Source organism: Micromonospora sp. LH3U1 (assembly GCF_028475105.1).
GTDB lineage: Bacteria > Actinomycetota > Actinomycetes > Mycobacteriales > Micromonosporaceae > Micromonospora.
In genome coordinates, this window is record NZ_CP116936.1 from 2,341,521 (window position 1) to 2,365,609 (window position 24,089).

Below are 24,089 nucleotides of genomic sequence, written 5' to 3' on the forward strand. Positions count from 1 at the left end.
CGACACCTCTCGGGCCGGGCACGTCCGTGTAAGCCAGCAGAGCCGTGTCAGCCAGCGGAGCCGTGTCAGCCAGCAGAGCCGTGTCAGCCCAGCAGGGCGGCGACCGCGTCGGCGGCCGACGTGTCCGCCGGCAGTGCCTGCGCCGCCACCACCGCCGTGACCGGCAGCGGGCCGTACACGTGGGGGAAGAGTTGCCCGCCGCGCGACGGCTCCCAGCGCAGCGCGTCGCCGAGCCGCTCCTCCTTCACGCTCAGCAGGGTCAACCCGGTCGCCCCGGCGAAGTGCCGGCGCGCCGTCTCCACCACCTGGTCGCCGCCGGAGAGGTGGATGAACCCGGACTCGTGGTCCAACGGCGTGCCGGTGAAAGCGCCAGCGGCGAGGGCGTCGTCCCATTCCGTGGTCGACAGCAGTTTGTAGATCACAACGGCAGCCTACGGGGGTGCCGCCGCCGTGCTCGCCCGGTTTTCGCCGGTACCGCCGCGCCCGTCGCCCCCCGCCGGGCATGCTCAGGTCAAGGGCCGCGGAGGGATGGGCGATGCAGAGCTACGACGACGACTGGACCGACAGCCAGCGCGCGCTGTACGACGAGTGCTACCGGGCTGGCGGCGAGTGGGCCGAGGACCCGGACACTCCGTCCGATGACGTCCAGCATGTGATCAACCTGGCCGAGGCGGACGATGACGCCTTCCAGGACGCCGAGATCGACTATCCGCCCCTGGTCGACGCGGTCACCCAGGCCAGCGGGGTCACCGTCACCAGCGTGCCGGCCAGCCACGAGGATCCGGGTTTCCGCGGCTTCACCGACGGCGTCCGGGACGCCACCGCCGACGACGTCTTCGGTCTGTAGCCGGCCCGTCGCGGCAGGCGGCCTCCCGCTCCGCGCATGCTTCTGCCACCATTCGCAGAACGGCGCGGCGACGGATGGGGGCATGGGTGCGGATCCTGCTGGTGGAGGACGACCGCCGGGTGGCCGCTGCGCTCTCCTCAGCCCTCACCCGCCGTGGGTACGAGGTCGAGCACGCGGCCACCGTCGCCGCCGCGCTCTCCGCTGCCCCGTGCGACCTGGTGCTGCTCGACCTGACCCTGCCCGACGGCGACGGCACCGACCTGTGTCGGGAGCTGCGCCGGCGGAGCAGCCAGCTCGGCATCATCGCGGTGACCGCGCGGGGCGAGGAGCGCGATCGGGTGCTGGGCCTGCGCCTCGGCGCGGATGACTACGTCGTCAAGCCGTTCTCGATGGTGGAGTTGCAGGCCCGGATCGAGGCGGTGCTGCGTCGGGCCGCGAACGCTGCGCCGGAGCGCCACCTCATCGAGGCCGGAGCGGTACGCATCGACGTGGCCGCGCGGACGGTGACCGTGGACGGCCGGGCCGTCACGTTGACCCGCAAGGAGTTCGACGTGCTGCTCTCGCTGGCCCGCCAGCCGGGGGTGGCGGTGCCCCGCGACCGCATCCTGCTGGACGCCTGGGGCACCACCTGGGCCGACCGGCACACGGTCGAGGTGCACGTCGGGTCGCTGCGCGGCAAGCTCGGCGACGCCCGCCTGGTGGAGACCGTACGCGGCATCGGCTACCGGCTGCGCGATGCGTGAGGGGCTGACGTGCGCCGTCGACTGGTGATCAGCTATCTGCTGCTGATGGTGCTCGTCCTCATCGCGTTGGAGACACCGTTCGCGGCCACCATGGCCAGCCGCGAAACCGAACGGGTCCGTGCCGACCGGCTCGCCGACGCCACCCGGTTCGCCTCGCTGGCCGGGCCGGCGTTACGCGACGGCGGGCCGGGCCCGATCGAGTCGGAGCTGACCAGCTACGACAACCTGTACGGGATCGGCGCGGCGGTCGTCGACCGGGACCGGAGCACCCCGGTCGCGTCGCCGAGGTGGCAGCCCGGCCCGGGGACCGCAACGGTTCTGGACATCGCGCTGTCCGGGCAGCAGACCAGCGCCCCCGAGTCGGTCTGGCCCTGGACGACCAGCCCGGTGGTGGTGGCGGTGCCGATCAACGACGGTGGTGAGGTGCTCGGCGCGGTGGTGATCGTGACCCCGGCCGGCCCGATCCGCCGAGCTGTCATCGCGTGGTGGCTGCTGCTCGCCCTGGCTGGTCTGCTCGCCGTGCTGGCCTGCGTGCTCACCGCGTTCGGGCTGGCCGGTTGGGTGCTGCGCCCGGTCACCGAACTGGACGCGGTCACCCACGAGATCGCCGAGGGTGACCGGGGCGCCCGGGTGCAGCACCGCCTGGGCCCGCCGGAGCTACGCCGGCTCGCGGCCAGCTTCAACCACATGGCCGACGTTGTCTCCGACGTGATGGACCGGCAGCGCGCCTTCGTCGCGCACGCCAGCCACCAACTGCGCAACCCGCTCACCGCGCTGCGGCTGCGGGTGGAGGAGTTGGGGCCCAGCCTCACCGACCCGGACGGCCGATCCGAGCACCGGCTGGCACTGGAGGAGACCGACCGGTTGGCGTTGGTGCTCGACGCGCTGCTCACCCTCGCCCGCGCCGAACGGGAGGAGAACGAGCGGGTCACCGTGGACGCCGCTGCGGTGGCCGCGTCCCGGGTGGCCGCGTGGGCGCCGCTGGCCCGGCACCGTTCGGTCGCGTTGCGGCTGGCCGCGACCGACGCCCCGGCGTACGCCCAGACCGTGCCGACCGCCGTTGACCAGGCGCTGGACGCTCTGATCGACAACGCGGTGAAGTTCAGTGGGGCCGGCGGAGCGGTGACGGTGGCGGTGGCCCGCCGCGACAACGGAGTGTCCCTGGAGGTGCGTGACTCCGGGCCGGGCATGACCGAGAGTCAGCTCGGGCAGGCGACCGAGCGGTTCTGGCGGGCGCCGGACGCGCAGAACGTCGACGGCGCGGGGCTCGGCCTGACCATCGCCGCCGTGCTGGTGGACGCGTCCGACGGGCGGCTCACCATGCGCCTGGGGGAGTCGCGCGGGCTGATCGCCGCCCTGTGGTTCCCGGCGCCTGAGCCCGACCCGTCACCGGAGCCTGCGGACGAGGAGGTGGCCGCCGACCTGCGGCCCACTCCGGCGCGGTAGAACCCGGCCTTCTCAGGGTTTGGCCGCGCGGTACCAGGCGGCAGCCCCGGGGTGCAGCGACAGCGGCGCGGTGACGATCGCCGAGCGAGGGCTCATCCGCCCCGCCGCCGGGTGCGCGGCGGCCAACTCGGCCCGGCGTTCCATCAGCAGCCGGGTCACCTCCCGAACCAACCGCTCCGGCAGGTTGGCCCGGACGATCAGGTAGTTCGGGTCGGCCACCGTGGTCACCGCGTCCACCCCGTACACCGAGCGGGGGATGTCCCGGGAGACGTAGACCTGGCCGTAGCGGGAGCGCAGCGGCTCGGTCCATTCGCTGAGGTCCACGATCCGGGTGGCGCTGCGCCCGGCCAGCTCCTCGATGCCCCGCACCGGCAACCCGCCGGAGAAGAAGAACGCGTCGATCCGCCCGGAACGGAGCGCGGCCACCGAGTCGTCCAGCCCGAGCCGTTCCCGGCGCACCTCGTCGCCGCCGAGGCGGGCCACCTCCAACAGTCGGGTCGCGGTGATCTCGGTGCCCGATCCGGGTGCGCCGACGGAGACCCGCCGGCCCCGCAGGTCGGCGGCCGTGCGGACCGGACCGCCGCCCGTGGTGACCAGGTGCAGTTGGTCGTCGTACACCCGGGCGACAGCGTCGACCGAGGGGCTTCCCGCCGTGGTGGTGGGCAGCACGTCGGCCTGGGTGAAGCCCAGCTCGGCGTCGCCGGAACCGACCAGTTGGACGTTCTCCGCCGAGGCGGCGGTGATCACCACACTGGCCCGTACGTCGGGCAGTTCCCGGTTGAGGATGGCCGCCAGCGACTGCCCGAACGCGTAGTAGACGGCGGTGGGGCTGCCGGTGGCGATCCGGATCGTCGTCGGTGCGGTCGGGGCGTCCCGGCAGCCGGCGGCGCTCAGGCTCGCGGCCAGCAGCACCGTCAACAGGGCTGCCGTCCCCGCGCGGCGGCGACCGGGCCGGCTGGACGAGGTACGACTCACGCGGTGCACTGTGCGCTGTCGGACCGGTGCGCGCAACCCCCTTGGAGGTGGTGTGCCGGGCGGGTGCGCCCCGAGCACCGATCAGCAGGCCGGGCGCCGCGCGGGCACCGCGACCGCGCCGCGCGCCGACGTCAGGGCCGCGCCACGCGCTGGAGCCGCCGCGCGCGCCGGCTCCAGCGCCGCGCTGCTCAGGATTCGCGCCCGGTCCGGGCCGTCGGCCACGCTGACCAGGAAGCACCCGGTGCCGGGGCGGAGTCGGGCCGGCACGTCGAGCACGGCGGCGCTGCGGATCAGCACCGCGGCCAGCTCCCGGTCGGTGAGTCGCACGCCGAGGATGTGCCGGCGAACGTGCCGCCCGGCGGCCAGCAGCGCCGAACGCCAGGCCGCCGCCGCGAGCCGGGTCACCAACCGCCGGCGCGCCGGCGAAGCCCCGGGCAGCGGCCCGCCGAGCAGCTCACGCCGCCCCTGCCGCCAGCCCGCGTCCAACATCCGGGTGTACGCGCCCTGGTGCTCCCGGGGCACCCAGAGCCGGTGCAGCTCGTAGCGGCGGCGCAGGCCCCCGACGGCCACCTCGTGAGTGACCGGGATGTCCAGCCGGGCGAGCAGCTGCCGCATCCGCTGCGCGGCGTCCTCCCGGTTGAACTCCACCACCCCGGGTGCGTGCGCGGGAGGCGCGGCGCTCGGGCGCGCGGCGGTCGGCGGCGGCGTGCAACGCAGCAGGCAGGCGGCCTCGAACGCGTCGCCCAGGGTCAGCCAGTCCAACGGAGATGGCGGCGCCGGGGAGCGGGGCCGGTCGAGCAGGGCGGGTTCGCGGGTCAACGAAGGCTCCCTTGTCGGAGTCTGGGTTGTCCTACCGTCGCCCCTGCGTCGCCGTTACGGAACAGGTCCCGCTCAGCCTTGAGCAAATCTTGCGGCTGCCGCACCGCTGTTCCCCGGTGCCGTCTCGACACGGAACGCGGGGTACCGCGCCGCGATTGCCGCGAATTCGACCAGGGGTGCGTGCCGGTCGATGGGAACATGCGGCCGGGCTCCGGGGACCGTTGCCAGATACCGCTTGAGGATCGGTGCACGCTCCTCGACCGGTACCTCGACCAGGCGGCAGGCCCGGGCCCGCCCCCGCCGGATGGTCACCAGGCCGTCCGCCGCACGGACGTTGCGGACCCAGTTGCAGTTCTCGCCCAGCATCGGCACCAGATACCAGTCGCCCTGCCAGTCGGCCATGCCCAGCGGGAACCGGGTCAGCCGTCCCGTACGGCGGCCGGCGACCTCAAGTGTCACCCAGCGCCGGGGGTACAGGCCAGCACCGAACACGGCCGCCCACGCCCTGGAGAACCAGCGGGCCGCCGCATTACCGCGGCCCCCCGCGTACATCGAACGAAGGACGTTGTCAGACAACGGCCAGTTCCTCAACTTCGCCATCGCACACCCCTTCGCCCGCACCGACTCTTCCCGGCTTCAGGGTTGGCGATTCCGAGCGGACGATGCAGGGTCCAAGGTCCCGGTCACCTCGACCATTCGTCCTCGCTAGAGGTCGGTGACGACCACGTCCACCTGTCGTACCCGGCCGGACGCGGTGGCCTGCTCCACGACGGTGTGCTTCAACTCCCGCAGCGTGCCGACCAGCTCCGCTGCGGTTCGCGGCCGGGCACCGGCGACGAGCAGGTCACGGACCAGCCGCCCCTTGGTCGCCTTGTTGAAGTGGCTGACCACCGAGCGGACCGGCACGCCGTCGACCTCCCGCTCGTGCAGCACCCGCACGCTGACGGTCCGCTCGGCCAGCTCCCCGCGCGGCGTCCAGGTGGCCGCGTACGCGCCGGAGCGCAGGTCCAGTACCGGACCCCTGCCGGCGGCGTCGTCCAACACCGGCGTCAGCTCGGCGCGCCAGTACGCCGACAACGCCCCGACGCCCGGCAGGCGAGCGCCGATCGGGCAGCGGTACGGGGGGATCCGGTCGGCCAGTCGGACCGCGCCCCACAGCCCGGAGCTGATCAGGATCGACCGGCGGGCCGCCCGCTGCGCGGCTGTTGGCAACGAGGCCAGGTCCAGTGCCTCGTAGAGCACTCCGGTGTAGAGCCGCTCGGCCGGCGCGGTGGCCGCCTCCCGCAGTCGGGCGTTGCGGCGCAGCTCGCCCCGCTGGCCCTCGCTGAGGCCGAGCGCCGCCCGCGCCGTCGCCTCGTCCGGCCCGGCGCTCAGCGTCACCAGGGCGTCCAGCACCCGCTCGCGGGCCGGGTTCAGCTCGGGCAGCGAGAGCCGGTCCGGGGTCCAGCGGCGCCCGGTGCCGGCGTCGGCCTTCCCCTCCGAGGGCGGCAGCAGGATGAGCATCGGTCTCCTCGACGGGCGGATCGGCGGCGCCCCGCGCGCCGGCCCGGCCAGCGTACGACCCGCCGTTACCGCCAGGGCCGCACCGGGGTGTCGGGGTGGTACACGCGATAGCCGCCGACCTCCCGTACGAGCGCGGCGTCGGCCCGGTCGGCGAGCAGCTTGCGCAGTCGTCGATCCATCGGGGAGTCGATCTCGACTACGTAGCCCGGCCGTTCGGCCCGCCCGACCTGCCGCCAGTACGGCCGGTAGCGGTTCTGCCCGGGGGTCAGCTCACCGTCGAGCACTCCGCAGACCACCTTCTCGTCCGTGTTGAAGATCAACCGGTTGCAGGTCCAGTAGTCCCCGTACACCTCGTGGGGGCCGTCGGCGCGCAACGCGGCGGCCAGCTCCCGGGCCTGGCGCTCCTCGGTTCGTGACGTCGAGGTGCCGGTGGCCGCGAAGAGCACGGTGATCACCAGCGTGGTCGCGGTCAACGCGGCCAGCACCGCGGTGGAGAGCGCGCCGGTGAGTCGGCCGAGCGCACCGACCGTGCCCCGCCAGCACGCCACCGCTGCCACCCAGAGCGGCCAGAGCACCGCTGGCAGCGACAGTTGCAGCACCGACAGGTAGCGGGCGTTGTCCAGCGGGCTGGTCGCGGCGAGCGGGCTGCGCACGTACGACAGCAGGGTCAACGCGGCACCGGCGACCAGCGCGAGTTGCACCACCGGCCTGACCCGCTCCCCGCGCGGCGCCCCGGCCGCGCGGCGGTACGCCAGCACCGCGAGGACCGCGCCGGCCAGCAGCAGCACCGGGTACAGGAGGCCGAACCACTGTTGCCAGCGTCCGCAGCCGTCCACCGGGCAGAGCCCGTGCGCCAACGGCACCCCTTCCAGCAGGCCGCCCCGGATCCGGTCGGACCAGGGCGGGAGCGGCCCGGCCTTGGTGCTGATCTCCCGGAACACCGACAGCGAGTCCTCGCCGGGCGGGGCCCGGAGGTTGTCGGCGAGCATCGGTGCCACCCCGACGACGAACCCCGCCACCAGCAGCAGGCCGGACCAGCCGAGCAGTTCCCGCCGCACCGCCCACGCCAGGGCAAGACCGGCCACGGCCAGGTACGGCAGGATCAGCCAGTCCGACCAGATGGCCAGCCCGACGAGCAGGCCGAACAGGGCGACCGCGAGCCGTCGGCGGTGGACCGTGCGAGCGGCCAGTCCCATGGTGATCAGCAGCATCAGCAGCACCGCGGGCTTCACCTCGGGCCGACCACCCACCACGGTGAGTTGGTCGCGCACCACCCGCTCTCCTCCGAGCGCGAGCAGGCCCACGACGAAGGTCGCGAACCAGGGTGTGCAGAGCCGGCGGGTCAGCCGGTAGATCAGATAGATGAAGGCCGCGTACAACGCGAGCATCGGCAGCCGCAGCACCGGCCAGCTCGGCCCGGCCACCGCCACCAGGGGAGCGGCCAGGTACGACTCCAGCATCCCCATGTAGTGCTGGCCGTAGAGGAAGACCGGGCGTTCCCGGCCCTGCCCGATGTGCAGCGCGGCGAGGCCGAAGGTCGCCTCGTCGCTGTTCGACACCGGCACCGTGTACAGCGTCAGGACCAGCCGATACCCGACGCCGGCGAGCCCGAACAGCAGCGCGACGAGCGCCGGCCGGTCGAGTCGCGGGCGCCATCGCCCACGGTGCTGCTCTGGATGTGACACGACCACGCCCCCGTCGTCGTCCCGACGGAGTGTTTCACGTTTGGCGGGGCCGGCGAGGTGGATCGGGCGCAGCCGGGGTCGGCTCGCGTGGCCGTGCCTGTCGGCGTGTGGCAGGGTTGGCGCGTGCCACCCACTCCCACCGGCCAGCTGGCCGTTCCGAACCTGCACCGAGCTGCGCGGATCGAGGACGCGGTGCATCAGCTCGTCGAGCGTCGGCTGCGGCGCACCGGCTGGCGGGTCAACATCGTCGCGTACACCGGCTATGGCGCCCCGGGCTGGGTGCGGGTGATGTGCCGGGTGCTGCTGGGCCGACCGGACACCCGTCAGCGGGGTCGGCTGGACAAGGTCCGCGGCTGGCGCAGCTTCACCACACTGCCCGCGAAGCATGTCACCGTGACCATCGAGGCCGGCGGGGTGCGGCACGAGACGCAGGCCGACCGTAGCGGCTTCGTCGACACGCTGGTCGAGGCCGACCTGCCACCCGGGTGGGGCACGGTCCGCCTCAGCGTCCCGGACGCCGCGCCGGTCGACGCGCCGGTGCGCATCCTCGACCCAGAGGTCAAGTTCGGCATCATCTCCGACATCGACGACACGGTCATGGTGACCGCGCTGCCCCGGCCGCTGCTCGCCGCGTGGAACACGTTCGTGCTCGACGAGCACGCCCGCAACGCCGTTCCCGGTATGGCGGTGCTCTACGAGCGGCTGGTCACCGCGCACCCCGGCGCCCCGGTCTTCTACCTCTCCACGGGCGCGTGGAACGTGGCGCCCACCCTGACCCGGTTCCTGTCCCGGCACCTCTACCCGGCCGGGCCGCTGCTGCTGACCGACTGGGGGCCGACCGCCGACCGGTGGTTCCGCAGCGGGCGGGAGCACAAGCGGGTCACCCTGGCCCGGATGGCCAAGGAGTTTCCTGACGTGAAGTGGCTGCTGGTCGGCGACGACGGGCAGCACGACCAGGAGATCTACCGCGAGTTCGCGGCCGCCCACCCGGAGAACGTGGCCGGGGTGGCGATCCGCCGGCTCTCCCCGACGCAGTCGGTGCTGGCCGGTAGCCTGCCCGCCCCGGCCGGCTCGTCGTCGGCGGGACCGGTGGGGCAGAAGTGGCTGTCCGCACCCGACGGGGCCGGGCTGTGGAAGCTGCTGCGCGACGCTGGCCTCGTCTGATCTTCCGGAGTAGAAAATCGTGAAGGATACTTGCACGGAAGCCGTGCAGGATTGAAAATCCTTTCGTGCGCAGAGACTTTCATCGATACCTTCCCGGGCTGGCGCTGGTAGCGGCGCTGGCCCTCGGCGCGGCCGTCCCCACGGCCGCCCCGCCCTCCCCGCCCACCCCGCCGGGCATCGTGCCGGTGGCCGCCCAGGCGGCCTGCGTGACCGATCCGGCCACCCCGAAACGGCAGTTCCGGGGTATGTGGATCGCCAGCGTGGCCAACATCGACTGGCCCAGCCGCACGGGGCTCACCCCGGCCGCCCAGCAGGCCGAGTACCGAGGCTGGCTCGACCTGGCCAAGCAGCGCCGGATGAACGCCGTCGTGGTGCAGATCCGCCCCGCCGCCGACGCGTTCTGGCCGTCGACGTACGAGCCGTGGTCGCAGTGGCTCACCGGCACCCAGGGCGGCAACCCGGGCTACGACCCGCTGGCCTTCATGGTGGCCGAGGCGCACGCCCGCAACCTGGAATTCCATGCCTGGTTCAACCCGTACCGGGTGGCCAACCACACCGACCTGAGCAAGCTGGCGGCCAGCCACCCGGCCCGCACGAACCCGGGTTGGGCGGTCGCCTACGGCGGTCACCTCTACTACAACCCCGGCATCCCGGCCGTCCGCGCCTTCGTGCAGAACGCCATGATGGACGCCGTCAACCGCTACGACATCGACGCGGTCCACTGGGACGACTACTTCTACCCGTACCCGGTCAGCGGGGTGGCCTTCCCCGACCAGGCCACCTACGCCCAGTACGGCGCCGGCTTCAGCACCATCGCCGACTGGCGGCGTAACAACGTCAACCTGCTGGTCCAGGAGATGCACAACCGGATCCAGGCGGTCAAGCCGTGGGTGAAGCTCGGCGTGAGCCCGTTCGGCATCTGGCGCAACGCCGGCACCGACCCACTCGGCTCGCGCACCACCGGCCTCCAGGCGTACGACGCGATCTACGCCGACACCCGCCGCTGGGTGAAGCAGGGCTGGATCGACTACATCGCCCCGCAGATCTACTGGCAGATCGGCCACCCGTCGGCCGACTACGCGGAGCTGGTCCGCTGGTGGTCGGAGACCGTCACCGGCACCAACGTGCAGTTGCTCGTCGGCCAGGCCACCTACCGCGCCGGGGCGTCCGGGCAGGACGCCGCCTGGCAGGACCCGGCCGAACTGACCGACCATCTGACGCTCAACCGCACCTACCCCCGGATCCTCGGCGACATCCACTTCAGCGCCAAGGACGTACGCGCCGACCGCATCGGTGCCGTCTCCCGGGTGACGACCGACCACTACCGTCGGCCGGCGCTGGCACCGGCCGGGGCGGGCGGTGCCGCGCCCGCCGCGCCGAACCTCACCTCGGCGGTACGCGGCACCGGCGGTGTGACGCTGAACTGGCAGCGTGGCGGCACCGGAAGCACCGCCGAGTACGCCGTGTACCGACTGCCCGGCGACGGCTCGGTCGACCCCTGCGACCTGGCCGACGCCCGCAACCTGCTCGGCACGGTGCGCGCCTCTGGCGGCACCGGGACGTTCACCGACGCCACCGCCGCGGCCGGCTCGACCTACCGATACCTGGTGACCGCCCTCGACCGGCTGCACCACGAGAGCCCCGCCAGCAACGCGCGGACGGTCACCGGCACCGGCGGCACGTTCAGCGTGATCGTGGACAACGCCACCGCCGGTGGCTTCACCGCCGCCACCACCTGGGGCACGTCGTCGTACCTCACCACCCGGTACGGGGCCAACTACCGGTTCGCCGAGCCGCAGGCCGTCAGCGACCCGGCCTGGTTCAGCGCCACACTGCCCGCCGCCGGCTCGTACCGGGTCGAGGTCTGGTACCCGGCCGACTCCGGCTACAACAGCGCCACCCCGCACCTCGTGGCGACGGCGAACGGGACCGTGACCACCAAGGTCGACCAGCGCACCGGCGGTGGGCAGTGGCGGGAGCTGGGCACCTACGACTTCGCCGCGGGGACGCGTCAGGTCGTCGGGGTCAGCCGCTGGACCAGCACGTCGGGGTACGTCGTCGCCGACGCCATCCGGATCACCCGACTCTGATCCGACCGACATTCTGCTCGTACGGTCAGAAGCCGTGCCGGTCAGTTCGGCCGTAGGTGCCCTTCCAGGTGCCTACGGCCGAACGGCAGGCGCCGAACCTGGTCAGTCCCAGGATGAGCGGATCAACTCCCGCTCGGTGGCGGCGAGGTGGGCAGTCGTGGCGAGCCAGGCCCAGGCGTACCGGTCCGGGTCGGGATCGGTACGCCGACCGAACGCATCCCGCCCGCGCCGGTCGGACTCGTCGGCGAGCGCGGCGGCCACCGTGGCGGCGGTCGTGAAGCCGGCGCGGCGCAGCGGACCCGTCAGCCCGGTGCCCTCGCCGCGGGCCGCCTCGACGACGGCGCGGCGACCGCCGGAGACGGCCAGCTCCACCAGCCGGCGAACCCGCCACAGCGGGGACTCCGCGACCGCGTCGGCGCCGACGGCGAGGACCGGTTCGGTCATCGCGGCCGGGTCACGCGGCGGTAGGTGACCGCCCTGGATCTCGTCGTAGCCGAGGTCCGCCCGGCCGTGCCAGTCCGCGGGCAGCCGGAGCGTCGTGGCGGAACCGGGCACCGGACCGACCGCGAGCGGGCGCAGCGTGCTGGCCCGGTCCGGGTCCAGCCGGCCGACCACCCGGATCCGCAGGCCCGGCCGGGAGGCGAGCCGCCGCAGGTTGCCCACGTGGGCCAGCATCGGGTGGGAGTTGACCGGCGCCAGCCGGATCACCGGGCCGTCCGGCACCGGCGCCCGCTCCGGTCCGGCGTCGGTCGCGGGGGCCAGTTCGCGGGCCAGCACCTGGTCGCCGACGGCACCCACGACCATCAGGTCACCGCCGACCAGCGCGGTACCGGCGCGGATCGGGTCCTCCGGGTCGTCGGCGGCGAGTTGGGCGGTCACCACCTCGGCGAGTGGGCGGGCGAACAGTTCCGCCAGCGGTCCGGTGGCCCAGTCGGTCTCGGCGAGCGGGCTGGCGCGGACCCCCTTGCCGGCGCCGAGCCGGCCGTCCGGCGAAACGGTGGTGCCGGTGATCCGCAGGCCGCCGCGGGCCAACACCGCGTGGTTGACCGCGACTGCGCCCATCTCGGTGACCGCCCGGGCGCAGTCCCGTGCCCGCTCCGGGCCACCCGGTTTCACGTCGCCGAAGGAGAGCCGCCGCCCGTCGGCGGCGACCAGGTGGGTGACCACCCCGGCGTATCCGTTCGCGCTGATCACCGGTTCCCGGCAGACGCCGTACACCTCCAGCGTTCCGTCCGGCTGGTAGGCCCGCCGGAGGATGCCGACCAGCGCCGGGTCGGGATCGCCGGCGGCCAGCCGGCCGGCCACGTACAGCAGGTCGTGCAGCACCTCGACCAGCTCGGCCAGCCGGTGGCCGGCCTGTCGTTCCCGGTGGGCGCGCAGGCCACGGACCGCGCGCAGCGCGGCGCTCTCGGCCCGCGGCAGGCCGGCCAGCCGGGCGCTGTGGGCGGCCCGCAGCAGTTCGGCCTGGGGAACCGCGCCGGCGGCCGGCACGCCGGCCGCGAGCACTGCGGAGGCGGCCCGCCACAGCGCACCGGCGGCGGCCCGTTGCGCCTTCGTCGGTGCCGTGTTCTGGCCGGCACGACCGGCGGCCGATCTCTCGGTTCGCCCGGTCCGGCCGGTCTTCGCGCCATCGCTGTCCGGAGCGGACGACGCGCCGACGGACGCCGGGTCGGGACGGGTGGCCGGATCGGCGACCGGGCAGGCGACCAGGACCGCGGTCCGGTGCAGACAGCGGGGTGCCAGCAGGCAGCTGCACCGCGCCTGGTGCTCTTCGGTGACCGCGCCGGTCGACCCGGGCGTGAGGGTGACCAGGGCCTCGGCGCCGCAGTCGACCGACACGCCGCCGTCGACCCGGCCGACCGGTACCCCGGCCAGCCGTCCGACGGTGGCGTCCAGCCGCTTGTGCAGCCGGGGTGGCAGGGCGGCCACCGCCGCAGCGGCGACCTCCGGCAGCACCGGCGGCAACAGGTCGGTGGGTGTGCGGTCCGTCAACGTGATCCTCCGCGAATGCGATCGCCCACCCAGCGGGCGAGTTCGAGCGGGCTGAGAGCGGCGACCGGCATCCCGGCCGCGACGAGCTGCTCGGCGACCGGTACCGAATAGCAGGGCGCGCCCCGGTCGTTCAGCGCGGCGCAGCCGAGCAGATGCACACCGGACGTGGCCAGGGTGCGGACCTCGCCGAGCAGCCCGGCCAGTGGGTAGCCCTCCTCGAAGTCGCTGACCACCGCCACGATGGTGCGGCTCGGCACGGTCACCAGCGAGCGGGCGTGGGCCAGCCCGGCGGCGATGTGCGTACCGCCGCCGACGCGCACCTCCAGCAGCAGCGACAGTGGGTCGTCGACCCGGTCGGTCAGGTCGACCACCTCGGTGGAGAAGGCGAGGAAGTGGGTGGACAGGGTCGGCACCCCGCCCAGCACGGCGGCCGTCAACGCCGACCACACCACCGACGCCTCCATCGAGCCGGACACGTCGACCACCAGCACCAGCCGCCAGTCGGCCTCCCTGCGGGTCCGGGTGTTGAAGACCGGGCGTTCCGGCACCACGACCGTCCGGCCGTCGCCGAGCCGCTGGGTGTGCTGCAGGTTCGCCCGCAGCGTACGGGCGAGGTTGATCCGGCCACCGGGACGGCGGGACGGACGCGGGTTGGTCAGCCCGGTCAGCGCCGGACGCACCTGGGTGGCCAACTGCTTGGTCAGCTCCTCGACCAGCCGCCGGACCAGTGGCCGCAGCTTGGCCAGGTGCCCCTCGGGCAGTCCGCCGGCCAGTGACAGCACCGAGGTCAGCAGCTCCATCGAGGGGCGTACCGCGGCCGGGTCGAGCTCGGCGAGCACGTCGGTACGGCCGTTCTCGGCCGCCCGGGCGATGACCTCCTCGCGTACCGAGGTGCCGAAGAGCGCCTCGAGTTCGTTGGCCCACTCGCGTGCGGTCGGGAAGGAGCCTTCCTGGCCACCACCACCGCCGGCCCCCTGGCCGAGGTCGGTGGCGCCCTCGCCCTGGCCCGCCCCGTACAGCTCGTCCAGGGCGCGGGCGTAGCGGCGGGCGTCGGCCGGCAACCGGTCGGGTTGGCGGCCGAGCAGCAGCCGCCACCGGTCGGTGGGGGTGAGCTGGGCGGCCGGCGTGTCCAGGCCGGGTTCGGTGTCGGCCGAGCCGATCGGCGTGTCCGGGCCGGTGTCGGTGTCGGCGGAGCCGCTCGGCGTGCCCGGGATCGGTATGTGGCGGGCGATCAGGGCGGCCCGACCGGCAAGGTCGGCGGCGGTCCAGCGGGCCAGCATCTCGGGCGGGACGGACAGTGCCAGATCGAGCCGATCGCCGAGCCGGTCGGCGACGGTGTCCAGCAGCCGGTCCCGGGCCGCCGGGGTGAGCACGTCGAACCCGCCCCGCAGCGCCGGCAGCCGGTCCAGGAACTCGGTGTCGGTGAGCCGCTCGACCCGCTCCAGCAGCGGGTCCAGCGCGGCCGGGGCGGACTGCAGCAGCGGATGCGCCGCAGTGAGCAGACCCCCGAGCAGCCGGTGCAGCTGCCGCCGGGTGTCCGGTCCGGTCGCCGCGTCGATCCAGCCGGCCACCCGGGTGCCCAGGACCTCCAGGCCGGTCAGGTCGAGCAGCACCCGGGCGGCCAGGGCGGCGCCCTGGATCAGCGGCGAGCCGGCCCGGGCCAGGTGGTCGAGGGCCTCGTCCAGGCGTAGGCCGATCCGATCCTCGCCGGCGCGGACCGCGAGGTCGACCAGCGCGGCGGCGTCGGCGGTGGCGTCGCTGCCGGCCAGGCCCGGCAGCCCGCGGACCGCCGCGTCCAGCAGCACGACGGCCAGCTCGGCGGCCCGGGCCCGGCCGTCGGCGGTGGTGCCGGGCAGATGCGCGCGGCGCAGGGCCTCCAGCAGGTCCAGGGCGGCCAGCAGCTCGGGCAGCGTGCCGGTGCCAGGCAGCACCACGGTGGCCAGCTCCAGCCGGTCGGTGACCAGCTCGGGCAGGTCGCAACGGGCGGCGTCGCGCAGCCCGGTGAGCAACTGCGCGGCGGTGGGGCCGCCGTCGGCGGCCTCCCGGCGGAACCGGTCCCGCAGGGTGCCGGTCGCGGCCAGCGCCGCGGTCACCCCGCGTACGCCGACCAGGTCCAGCCGGGCCGCCACGGACGGCGTCCAGGCCAGCTGCCAACGGGTGGTCAGGGCGGTGCCGTCGCCGGTGCCGGAGACCGCGATCGGCTCGCCGTAGCCGACGCCGCAGGTCTGCAGGCGTTGCAGCAGGATCTCCCGCCGCCCGTCCAGCTCGGTGCGCAGCGGATCCAGCCGGACCTCGCGGGACTTCGGGCTGTCCGGGTTGGGCAGCCGCAGCGCGGTGAGTTCCGCCTCGACGGCGGGACCGAGGCCGGACCGCGGCGTACCGGGGGCGATCCGACCGCGTTCGGCACCGACCAGCACAATCTCCAGCGCCTTGGCCAGCGCTCGGCCGCGGCCGAGCAGTTCACCCTGGCCGAGCACGGTGGTCACCGCCTCCAGCACCTCGCCCCGGCCGGGGGCAGGCAGGTCCCGCAGTCGGGCCAGGTCGCCGGACAGCCGTACCGTCTCGGCGGCCTCGCCGGTACCGGCGGTGTGACCGGCCGAGCGGAGTTCCCGGCAGAGGTCGGTGACCGCCCGTGCGGCGGCGGCCCGGATCTGTTCGGGGTCGCCGGCAGCGGTGAAGACGGACTGCTGCCAGCGCGGGTCACGGATCCCGGCCGGGTAGCCGGAGCGGGAGTCGAGCAGGTCGAACGCGTACGGCACCAGCGAGGTGATCGCCGTGCCGTCGCCCTTGGTGGCCGGACCGGGCCGGGTCGTCACGGACCGGACCGAACCGGCCTGGGTGGCGCCGCCGGCCGTGCTGGCCGTCCGGGCGGGGCCGGCGTCGGTCGACGGGGTGGCGAGCAGGGCCGGGGCGTGGAAGGCGCCGATGACGGCGGCGACCCGCCGGCCGTCCGCGCCGGCCTCGGCCAGCACCCGGCGCATGTGTCGCTCGCGGGCCAGGTCCCGGGCCGGTATGCCGTCGCCGCTGGCGCTGTCGGTACGCATCGCCCAGCCGACGCCGAGGGAGGCCCGCCGGACCGCCTCCGGCGGGCAGCCCGGGGCGCGCACCTCGACCACCCGGTCCCACAGGTCGTCGCCGTCGCGGCCGGTGCCGCTGGCGCTGAGGGCGGCGGCGTAGCCGGACCGGCGCGGGCCGCGCACCGGCTCACCGGCGTCCGGGTCGCCCCCGGCGGCCGGCTCGGACCCGGCGGTCGAGTCGGAGTCGGTGGCCGGGTCGCAGTCGGTGGCCGGTTCGATGGTGTCGGCGCTCCAGCCGGGGTCGGTCAGCGGCAGGTCGCAGCAGACCACCTCGACGCCACGCTGTCGGGCCCAGCGGATCGCGGCCAGTTCCGGGGAGAAATCGGCGAACGGGTAGAAGCCCGTCGGCCCGTCCTCGCCGTGGCTGCCGACCAGGGCCAGCGGGGCCCGGGCGGCCGGGTCGGAAAGGTACGGCAGCCAGCGCTGGAAATCGGCCGGCAGCTCGACACAGACCACCTCGGCCGCGGCGGCGTCAAGCAGCGCCGGGAGCACCGCCGCGAGGGCCGGGCTGTGATGCCGCACCCCGATCAGGTACGGCCGGACGCAACCGGCGAGGGCGTCGACCACGGCTCGTGGGTCGGCCGCCATCGAGTCGACGGTCGGCGGAGCCCCACCGGGCGACGTGCGGGATACGGTCGTCACCGCAGGTTCTCCCGCAGATCCCAGAGCCGGCGCCACATCGCCGAGCCGTCCTCGGCGCGGCGGCGGACCGGGCCGTCCCAGTAGCCGAGCAGCCGGGCGTGGTCGTTCTGGTCGTCCTTGCGGACCACGCCGAGCAGGTGCCCGGGGACCAGGTCGAGCGCGTCCCCGCCGGGCAGGTACGCGGCGGCCAACCCGAGCGACGCCGCCACCTGCACCGCCTCGGCGGTGGACATCACCGTGCCGGGCCGTTCCACGTCCCAGCCCTCGCCCGACCGGCCGGAACGCAGGTCGCGGAACACGGTGACCAGGGCGTCCAGCACCGCGTCGTCCACGGCGTACGCCGCCCCGGCGCGCTGCACGGCGGCGGTGGCCTGCCGGCGTACCAGGTCGGTTTCGGTGTCCACGTCCGAGATCGGGTGGATGGTCTCGAAGTTGAACCGGCGCTTGAGGGCCGAGGACATCTCCGACACGCCCCGGTCCCGCAGGTTGGCGGTGGCGATCACGCTGAACCCGGGTGCCGCGCGGATCAGGCCGTCCTCGGTGCCGCTCAGCTCCGGCACGTTCATCCGCCGGTCGGACAGGAGGGACACCAGCGCGTCCTGCACCTCGGGCAGGCAGCGGGTGACCTCCTCGATCCGGACGACACGGCCGGTGCGCATCGCGGTCAGCACCGGCGAGTCGACCAGCGCCTGCGGGGTCGGGCCCTGGGCGAGCAGCAGGGCGTAGTTCCAGCCGTACCGGAAGGCGTCCTCGGTGGTGCCGGCGGTGCCCTGCACGGTCAGCGCGCTGGTGCCGCAGACCGCGGCGGCCAGCAGCTCGGACAGCATGGACTTGGCGGTACCGGGCTCGCCGACCAGCAGCAGGCCCCGCTCGCCGGCCAGGGTGACCACGCACCGCTCGACCAGACTCCGCTCACCGACGAACTTCGCCGGGATGGTCATGCTGGCCGGCAGTTCGGTGTCGGCCGGGCCGGTGCGCCGGTCGGCGGGCAGCTTCAGCGCCTCGCCGTCGCTGCCCCGGATGAAGGTGACCACGGCGCGCGGGGTCAACGCCCAGCCCGGTGGCCGAGCCCCGTCGTCGTACGCGGCCAGGAAGGCCAACTCGTCGGCGTACCGCTGTTCGGCGGAGAGGACCTGGGCGGCGGTCTCCGGCACCACGGTGGGGCGGACGTGTTCCGTCACGGTCACTGATGTTCCTCGATCTTTCTCTGGTTCGGGCGGGTCAGCGGCGGGTGCCGCGGGTGGGCAGGTTGTCGAATCGGGGCCGGTCGCCGTCGCGGAGGCGTTGCCAGGCCCGCCGGTAGAGGTCGGCGGCAGGCGCGAACGGGACGGTCACGCCGAGCCCGGCCGTACCGTCCGGTGCGAGGCCGAACAGGCTGGTCTTCCAGCCCTCGATCGGTTTCTGCCCGTGGCCGCGCTCCAGCCACGGGCCGGGCAGGAACAGCGACCGGCCGGCCCGGGACCGGCTGGCCTCGACGACCAGTTCGGTGCCGGCCAGTTCGGCGCGGGCCGCCTTCAGCCGGGCCGGCTTCCAGCCGGTCCACTTCGTCGTGTCGCGGTCGGTCGGGTCCGGCATGGCCAGCAGCATCAGGTACACCGCCGCCGCGTCGGCGCCCAGGCCGTGTTCCCCGGCTGCCTCGGCGACCAGGTCGGGCACCGACCGGGTCGGATCCTGCGGCCACCAGGTCCCGTCCGCCGCCCGCGCGCCGCCGCCCGGCTCCCCCGAATCGCCGAGGAGCGCCGCGAAGCGTGGGTCGCGGACCAACCGAAGCGCCACCTCCATCGGGTACGGCTTGGTTGCGTCTGCCCGCAGCGCCGGCAGGTACGGGTCCGTCCCGTCGACGTCGAGCAGGTCCGGTCGCAGCGCGGGCGAGGGCTGGGTGTCGGCGGTGGCCAGGACGATGGCGCCGTAACGTTCCCAGCCCGCGCCGGTCTCCGACGGGGTGCCAGCCACCTGGCGGAACGCGGGCAGGGAGACGTACTCGTTGAGGTCGAGCAGCAGGTGCGGGTTGGCCAGCCGATCCCGGATCAGCGCCAGCGCGGCCGGCAGTGCGGCCCGGCACGGATCGCCGGCCGGAGTGTGGTGGGCGACCCAGGCGGCCAGGGTGACCGTGGAGCACAGCACCTCACCGGTGAAACCCGTTGGCTGGCCGTCAGCCGGCTGGGCCCGATCGCCCTTGATCCCGAAGGTCAGGTCGGTGCTCAGTTCGGCAGAGCGGGCGGGGTCGAGCAGCGCCGGAAACGCTTTCGTGGGTGCCCAGTCGGTGCTGACCGCGCGCACCGCGTCGATGAAGAGCTGTTCGGGTATCACCGCCCGGCGTCCCACGGCGGCGTTCCAGACCCTCGCGGCGGCGGCCACGTCCACACCGTCGGTCCACAGCCGGGCCGGGTCGTCCGGCAGCAGCGCCGAGACCGCGGCCAGCCGGACCGCCATGCTTGACTCGTGCAGTAACTCGTAGGCCAGGTTGACCTCGCGGGCCTGCTTGATTCCGAGGGCCTTGAGCAACTCGGGCGTGGCGGTGTTCATCGAGTTCCCGTACAGCAGGCCGGCCAGCACCAGCTTCCCGGCGGTGGGGGTGACGCCGGTCAGCTCGGCGAACTGCTCGGCCGCTTCCGGCCGCCAGGGCAGTGGGCCGCGCGCGGCCCACTCGGTGAGGAAACCGGTCAGCCAGCCGGCCGGCCGTTCGTCACCGACCGGCGCCGAGGACCGCACCGTGTACGGCTCGGGCACGGCGAACACGCCGGCCGGGTCGTGGTACAGCGCGTCGAAGAGGTAGCCGCCGGCGGTGCCGGAGTGGTTGAGCACGGCGATGAACGCCCCGTCGGGCAACGGCAGGATGCCCGGCCGGGGGGATCGGCGTTCGCCGTCGAGGTTGGTGAGGTCGTCGTCGCGCAGGTACAGCGAGAATCGACGCCAGCGGGCTGGTTCGGCCGCCGTGCTCAAATCGAGCCGGTCCAGCTCGGTGAGCAGGGCGCGCAGCGTCTCCCGGTGTTCGTCCGGGGTGACCGCCGCGACCGCCCGGTAGGCGACGGCGGCGACAGCGCCGAGCAGGTCCCACCAGTCCAGAGTGATCGGCAGCGGCGGCCCGTCGAGGTGCAGCCGTACGGCGGGTTCGTTCCCGGTGGCGGCGGATCGCTGGGCGGCGATCACCTGGAACTGGGTGAAGGCGTGGGTCGAGCTGCTCGCCCTGGCGGCCGAGCGCAGACCGTTCAGCGCCAGCTTGAGCTGCTCGTCGGTTGGTCCGCTCGCGGTGGCCGCCGGTGCCACCGCCTTCGGGGCGGACAGCGACCTGGTGAGCCGCTCGCCCACCGCCTCCAGGTCGGTGTGCGCCTGGGCGGCCAGCCGCAGCACGCCGGCCACCCCGGCCAACAGCGCGTCATGGCTGATTGTCGGCAACGTCGAGCGGACCAGTTCGACCAACGCGTCCTCGCCATCGGCGGTGGCGGATGCGCCGGCCGATGGGCCGACCACGGCTCCCGGGAGGGCGATGGGAAGGCCGGTGCTGGCCTGGGTGGCCGCGGTCAACCCGGATCGGGTCGCAGCCCGTGCGGCCGCTTCGGCCGTGGCGGCGCGGCGTTCGTCGAGGGCAGCCTTGAACAGCGTGGCGGCGATGTCCCGGTCCACCCGGCGCAGGGCCGCGGAGCCGGCCGGATCCCGGTGCAACATGTTGCCGAGGAACTCCCGCCTCGGCAGCGGGACCGCCCTGGCGGTGTAGGGCCGGCCGGACGACGCTCCGGCGGTGGCTGACACCACACCGTCCGGGTCGACCAGGACGAAACCGTCGAGGACGGCCCGTGGCCGGTCGTCGCCGGGCAGCATCAGCGCCGCGATCGGTTCCTGTCCCGGGGCCACGGTGACGGTACGGCCAGCCAGGTCCTCGCCGCGCACCGCGCCGTCCGGCAGGGTGGCCACCCGCCAGCCGAGTAGACCGTCCACCGGAGCGGCGGCCGGGGTGGCCCGGTCGGACAGGGCCGGCCGTAGCCAACTGGCCGACTCCTCCAGGCGGCTTCCGCTCACCGGCAGCTCGGCCAGGAACCGGGGCAGGCTGCGCCGGCCGTGGGTGTTGCTGGCCGGGTCGTACTCGCGCCAGCCGTGGTCGCTGTTCTCCTCGTCGGGGCGGTAGACCCAGTAGGAGGTGCCGTCGGTGATGACCGGCAGCTCCACCGGGACAGCGTTGTCGCGGGGGTGCAGCACGCCGTCGCCGGTGGTCCGCCCGCCGCCGGCCAACGGCAGGGTGATCTCGTTCGGGCGCCTCTGGCCGCGAAGACTGCCGTTGATGGCCTGCAGCTCGCCGGGCGACGAGTGCCAGTAGCCGCACAGGTCGTAGTTGAACGACCGGGAATGCCAGAAGACAAGCAGTTGACCGTCGACGTAGTGGTAACCGGGCTGGCGCCACATGTCGCCGGCCGGGATGCGCAGGTCGTGGCGGAGCACGATGCCCTCGGCGCCGAGCACGCGCACCGTGGTCGGCCCGCCCAGGATCACGTACGGCCACGCGTCCTGCTGGGTCACCTCGACCCGCCGGTCGCCGCCGGTCACCTCCTGCCAGGCCTGCTCCCAGTCCGGCCAGCCCAACTCGTCGAGGAGCCCGCCGCGCAGGCTGCGGGCCACGTGCCCGGCGAGGTCGACGTCGAGGGCCTGTCTGAGCTCGCCGCGCGCAGCCTGCGCGGCGGGCCCATCGAGGTCGTCGAAGACCAGGCGCAACGCCTCCACCGGGAGGTTGCCCAGCCACCTCACCGCCTCCGGAAGGTATGGCAGCCCGGTGGTGAACCGGTCGCGGATCCGGGCCCGCAGCCAGTCGGCCAGCATCGGCCGGACGCCCCGCGTCCCGGCCAGCCGGCGCTGGGCCTGCTGCTGGTCGTCGACCTGGTCGAGACCTCGGCGCAAGGCCGCGGTGAACCGGTCGTCGCCGGCCAGGGCGAGCAACTCCCGCTCTCCCTTGGCATTCACCCAACGCGCCAGGTCCAGGGCGTCGCGTTCCTTGGGCGGCGCCACCGGCAGGTCGAGGGCGAGGAGCAGATCGAGCAGGTCCAGGTCGTCGGCGACGGCGAGGGCCTCGCCGCTGTCGGCCAGCTCGGCGCGCAGCCGGGCGGCCATCCGCTCGACGAGTGGGTACAGCTCCCGCAATGGCCGGTGGCGGTCCAGGTTGGCCCGACTCAGGAAGCGGCGCAACCAGCCGACGGAGCCGTCCTGCGGACGGGCCGCGTCCGGCACCTCCGGGTCGGAGAGTCCGGCGAGCGCACCGGTGTCGGCCAACAAGGCCATCCACATGACCAGGTTGTCCCGGTTGGCGGGCATCAGATCGAGCAGGCTGCCACGGATCGCCGGGTCGCGGCCGGCCAGTGCCGTCACCGCCGGCAGGTGCACCTTCCACCAGCCGGCCGGCGCCTCGGCGGCCACCGGCAGCCGCAGCAACTCGGCCAGGTAGGCCGCCTCGCGGTCGGCGACGGCGGCGGCGCCGGCCGCACCAGCGGCCTTGGTGGCGGCCCGGACCAGCCGCTGCACCGCGCTGGCCAACTGCGCGGAGGGAACCACGCCGGCGGCCGCTGCCCGCAGCGCCAGCCGGCAGAACCGCTCCAGCGTCTCGTCGGCCGGCAACTGGGCGGACAACTCCTTCGCGTGGCCGGCCAGCGCGGTCGCGGAGACCACCTTGGCCGCCGCGAACTCCACATAGACCTCGTCCAGCCGGGTCAGGTCGACCGGCAGCCCGTGCTGCGCCTCCGCCTTGCGCGCCTTGTTGAACAACTGCGTCGCGTAGGTGTCCTGCCCGGCGGCCAGAAACACCCGCGCCGCCTGCTCGAAGAACGTCGGCAGGAAGTGCGGCAGCGTACGGGCGAAGCGGTCGGCGAGGCTCTGGTGCCCGTCCAGGGCGGCCTTCGGCTTCGACCGGACCTGCTTGGCCAGCTTCTGCAGCTCCGGCACCACCGCCAACGCGTGCCGGCCGTCCGCCGGGTGGTGCACCAGCACCCACTCCGGGAAGGCCAGCGGGCGGCGCGGGCCCAGCCCGACGACGGCCGGCTCGGCGCCCGGCGTCAGACCGAGGAACCCGACGGCCATGTCCTCGCCCTCGCCGAGGGCCGCGTCGACCAGGCGGACCACCGGCCGGTCGTCGAGGGCCGGGTGCCGGTAGGTGCGGGCGGTGAGGGGCACCACCCGGTCGCCGGCCCCGGCGGTGCCGATCGGCAGCACCGCGCCGGCGGCCAGCAGGCTCTCCGCCGATTCCCCGTCCGACCTGGTCGTCATCCCGGTCACGCCTTCTCCCCCGTTCGGGTCAGGGCGCCGGACAGGGCCGTCGCCATCCGTATTCCTTCCGACCAGGCCACCGGCCCGACCTCGGTCAACCGCAACGTCGGCCCGTCCACGACCGACCAGGAGAGGCTGCCGAGGGTCGCCTCGGAGTCCCAGTAGCTCTCGTCGAACCACATGGCGGCCTCGACCGTGCGGCCGGCCTCCCAGACCCGGCACTTGACCTGGGAGCCGGAGACCCGGAAGCCGAGCGTGGCGGCCCGGGCGGCCAGCCGGTTGGGGACCGTGGTGCCCTGGAAGTCGTTGATCGTGGTGTCCCGGTCCTTCAGGTTGGCCGGCCTGCCCCAGGTGTCCCGGTGCAATTGCTCGACCCGCTGGGTGACGTCCAGTTCGTCGGCGAACTCGCGCAGGTCCGCCAGATCGGGCACGCGCACCGGGTGGGGCAGCGTGGCGCTGGCCGGCGAGAGCCGGACGGTGTCCCCGTCGAGGTTGACCACCCGCAGGTCACCGGTGTCGGTGACGTCCCGCAGGAAGCCCGGCTCGGCCGGATCGTCCCCGAGCACCACCAGGTCGCGCAGCGCGCCCTGCCAGGCCGGGTCCGGCCAGACCCGGGCCAGCAGCCCGGTCGGCACCGGCAGCGAGGACACCACCCAGCCGTCGACCCGCGCCAGGCATTCGGCGCTGTGCCGATCCAGCCACTGGCTGAGCTGGCGCAACCGGTCCACCTCGGGGTCGTCGCGCAGCGACTTCGGGAGCGTCTTCAGTGGACGACCGCTGGCCCGTGAGCCGGTGGATCGGGCCGCCACCTTTCCGTCCACGAGAGAAACCTCGTAGGAGTCTCCGACCGCTAGCCAGCCCAT

The 24,089-nt window shown here is 74.2% G+C and carries 16 protein-coding genes; 5 read left to right on the plus strand and 11 right to left on the minus strand.

Annotation, left to right across the window (positions count from 1 at the left end):
• Positions 1-83 precede the first annotated feature (83 nt).
• Entirely contained in the window at positions 84-422 is a 339-nt protein-coding gene (locus PCA76_RS10680) for a DUF952 domain-containing protein (protein WP_272617104.1), read from the minus strand.
• 113 nt (positions 423-535) lie between these two features.
• On the opposite strand from PCA76_RS10680, the gene PCA76_RS10685 reads away from it, so the two are divergent.
• From PCA76_RS10685 to PCA76_RS10695, 3 genes are all read left to right on the plus strand, one after another.
• Positions 536-847, plus strand: coding sequence for a hypothetical protein (locus PCA76_RS10685; RefSeq protein ID WP_110561958.1), 312 nt, complete (start codon positions 536-538; stop codon positions 845-847).
• An 86-nt stretch (positions 848-933) separates the two neighbouring features.
• The gene (locus tag PCA76_RS10690; protein ID WP_272617108.1) at positions 934-1,590 is read left to right on the plus strand and encodes a response regulator transcription factor; all 657 of its coding nucleotides are present in this window, start codon (positions 934-936) and stop codon (positions 1,588-1,590) included.
• 9 nt (positions 1,591-1,599) lie between these two features.
• Positions 1,600-3,036: a sensor histidine kinase gene (locus PCA76_RS10695; protein ID WP_272617110.1), complete on the plus strand. Its 1,437-nt coding sequence runs from the start codon at positions 1,600-1,602 to the stop codon at positions 3,034-3,036.
• Positions 3,037-3,048: 12 nt separating this feature from the next.
• Here PCA76_RS10695 and PCA76_RS10700 read toward each other — a convergent pair whose 3' ends face one another.
• The 5 genes from PCA76_RS10700 to PCA76_RS10720 all read right to left on the minus strand — a co-directional run bounded on the left by PCA76_RS10700 (position 3,049) and on the right by PCA76_RS10720 (position 8,018).
• Positions 3,049-4,011, minus strand: a complete 963-nt coding sequence (locus PCA76_RS10700) for a TAXI family TRAP transporter solute-binding subunit (protein WP_272617112.1) — start codon at positions 4,009-4,011, stop codon at positions 3,049-3,051.
• Between the two features lie 81 nt (positions 4,012-4,092).
• A complete protein-coding gene (locus tag PCA76_RS10705) occupies positions 4,093-4,830 on the minus strand; it encodes a hypothetical protein (RefSeq protein ID WP_272617114.1) in 738 nt (245 codons plus the stop codon).
• Positions 4,831-4,902: 72 nt separating this feature from the next.
• The gene (locus tag PCA76_RS10710; protein ID WP_272617116.1) at positions 4,903-5,289 is read right to left on the minus strand and encodes a nitroreductase/quinone reductase family protein; all 387 of its coding nucleotides are present in this window, start codon (positions 5,287-5,289) and stop codon (positions 4,903-4,905) included.
• A gap of 246 nt (positions 5,290-5,535) precedes the next feature.
• Entirely contained in the window at positions 5,536-6,333 is a 798-nt protein-coding gene (yaaA, locus tag PCA76_RS10715) for a peroxide stress protein YaaA (RefSeq protein ID WP_272617118.1), read from the minus strand.
• 65 nt (positions 6,334-6,398) lie between these two features.
• Positions 6,399-8,018, minus strand: a complete 1,620-nt coding sequence (locus PCA76_RS10720) for an ArnT family glycosyltransferase (protein WP_442930217.1) — start codon at positions 8,016-8,018, stop codon at positions 6,399-6,401.
• 123 nt (positions 8,019-8,141) lie between these two features.
• On the opposite strand from PCA76_RS10720, the gene PCA76_RS10725 reads away from it, so the two are divergent.
• Positions 8,142-9,182, plus strand: a complete 1,041-nt coding sequence (locus PCA76_RS10725; RefSeq protein WP_272617122.1) for an App1 family protein — start codon at positions 8,142-8,144, stop codon at positions 9,180-9,182.
• A gap of 65 nt (positions 9,183-9,247) precedes the next feature.
• The gene (locus PCA76_RS10730) at positions 9,248-11,272 is read left to right on the plus strand and encodes a family 10 glycosylhydrolase (RefSeq protein ID WP_336298056.1); all 2,025 of its coding nucleotides are present in this window, start codon (positions 9,248-9,250) and stop codon (positions 11,270-11,272) included.
• Positions 11,273-11,374: 102 nt separating this feature from the next.
• On the opposite strand, the gene PCA76_RS10735 is transcribed toward PCA76_RS10730, so the two are convergent.
• The 5 genes from PCA76_RS10735 to PCA76_RS10755 are packed head-to-tail and all read right to left on the minus strand — an operon-like array spanning position 11,375 to position 24,047.
• Positions 11,375-13,264 carry a hypothetical protein gene (locus PCA76_RS10735; RefSeq protein WP_272617124.1) on the minus strand — a complete coding sequence of 630 codons (1,890 nt, stop codon included), beginning with the start codon at positions 13,262-13,264 and terminating at the stop codon, positions 11,375-11,377.
• Positions 13,261-16,983 (minus strand): vWA domain-containing protein, encoded by a 3,723-nt coding sequence (locus PCA76_RS10740; protein ID WP_272617126.1) that lies wholly within the window; start codon positions 16,981-16,983, stop codon positions 13,261-13,263. Before PCA76_RS10740 ends, PCA76_RS10735 begins: the two co-directional genes overlap by 4 nt.
• Complete coding sequence (locus PCA76_RS10745) at positions 16,980-18,170, minus strand: ATP-binding protein (RefSeq protein WP_272617128.1); 1,191 nt, start codon at positions 18,168-18,170, stop codon at positions 16,980-16,982. The genes PCA76_RS10740 and PCA76_RS10745 overlap by 4 nt, the downstream gene beginning before the upstream one ends.
• Before the next feature lie 34 nt (positions 18,171-18,204).
• On the minus strand, positions 18,205-23,235 hold the full coding sequence (locus PCA76_RS10750; RefSeq protein WP_272617130.1) for a hypothetical protein: 5,031 nt from the start codon (positions 23,233-23,235) through the stop codon (positions 18,205-18,207).
• Complete coding sequence (locus PCA76_RS10755) at positions 23,232-24,047, minus strand: DUF4132 domain-containing protein (RefSeq protein WP_272617132.1); 816 nt, start codon at positions 24,045-24,047, stop codon at positions 23,232-23,234. The genes PCA76_RS10750 and PCA76_RS10755 overlap by 4 nt, the downstream gene beginning before the upstream one ends.
• Positions 24,048-24,089 lie beyond the last annotated feature (42 nt).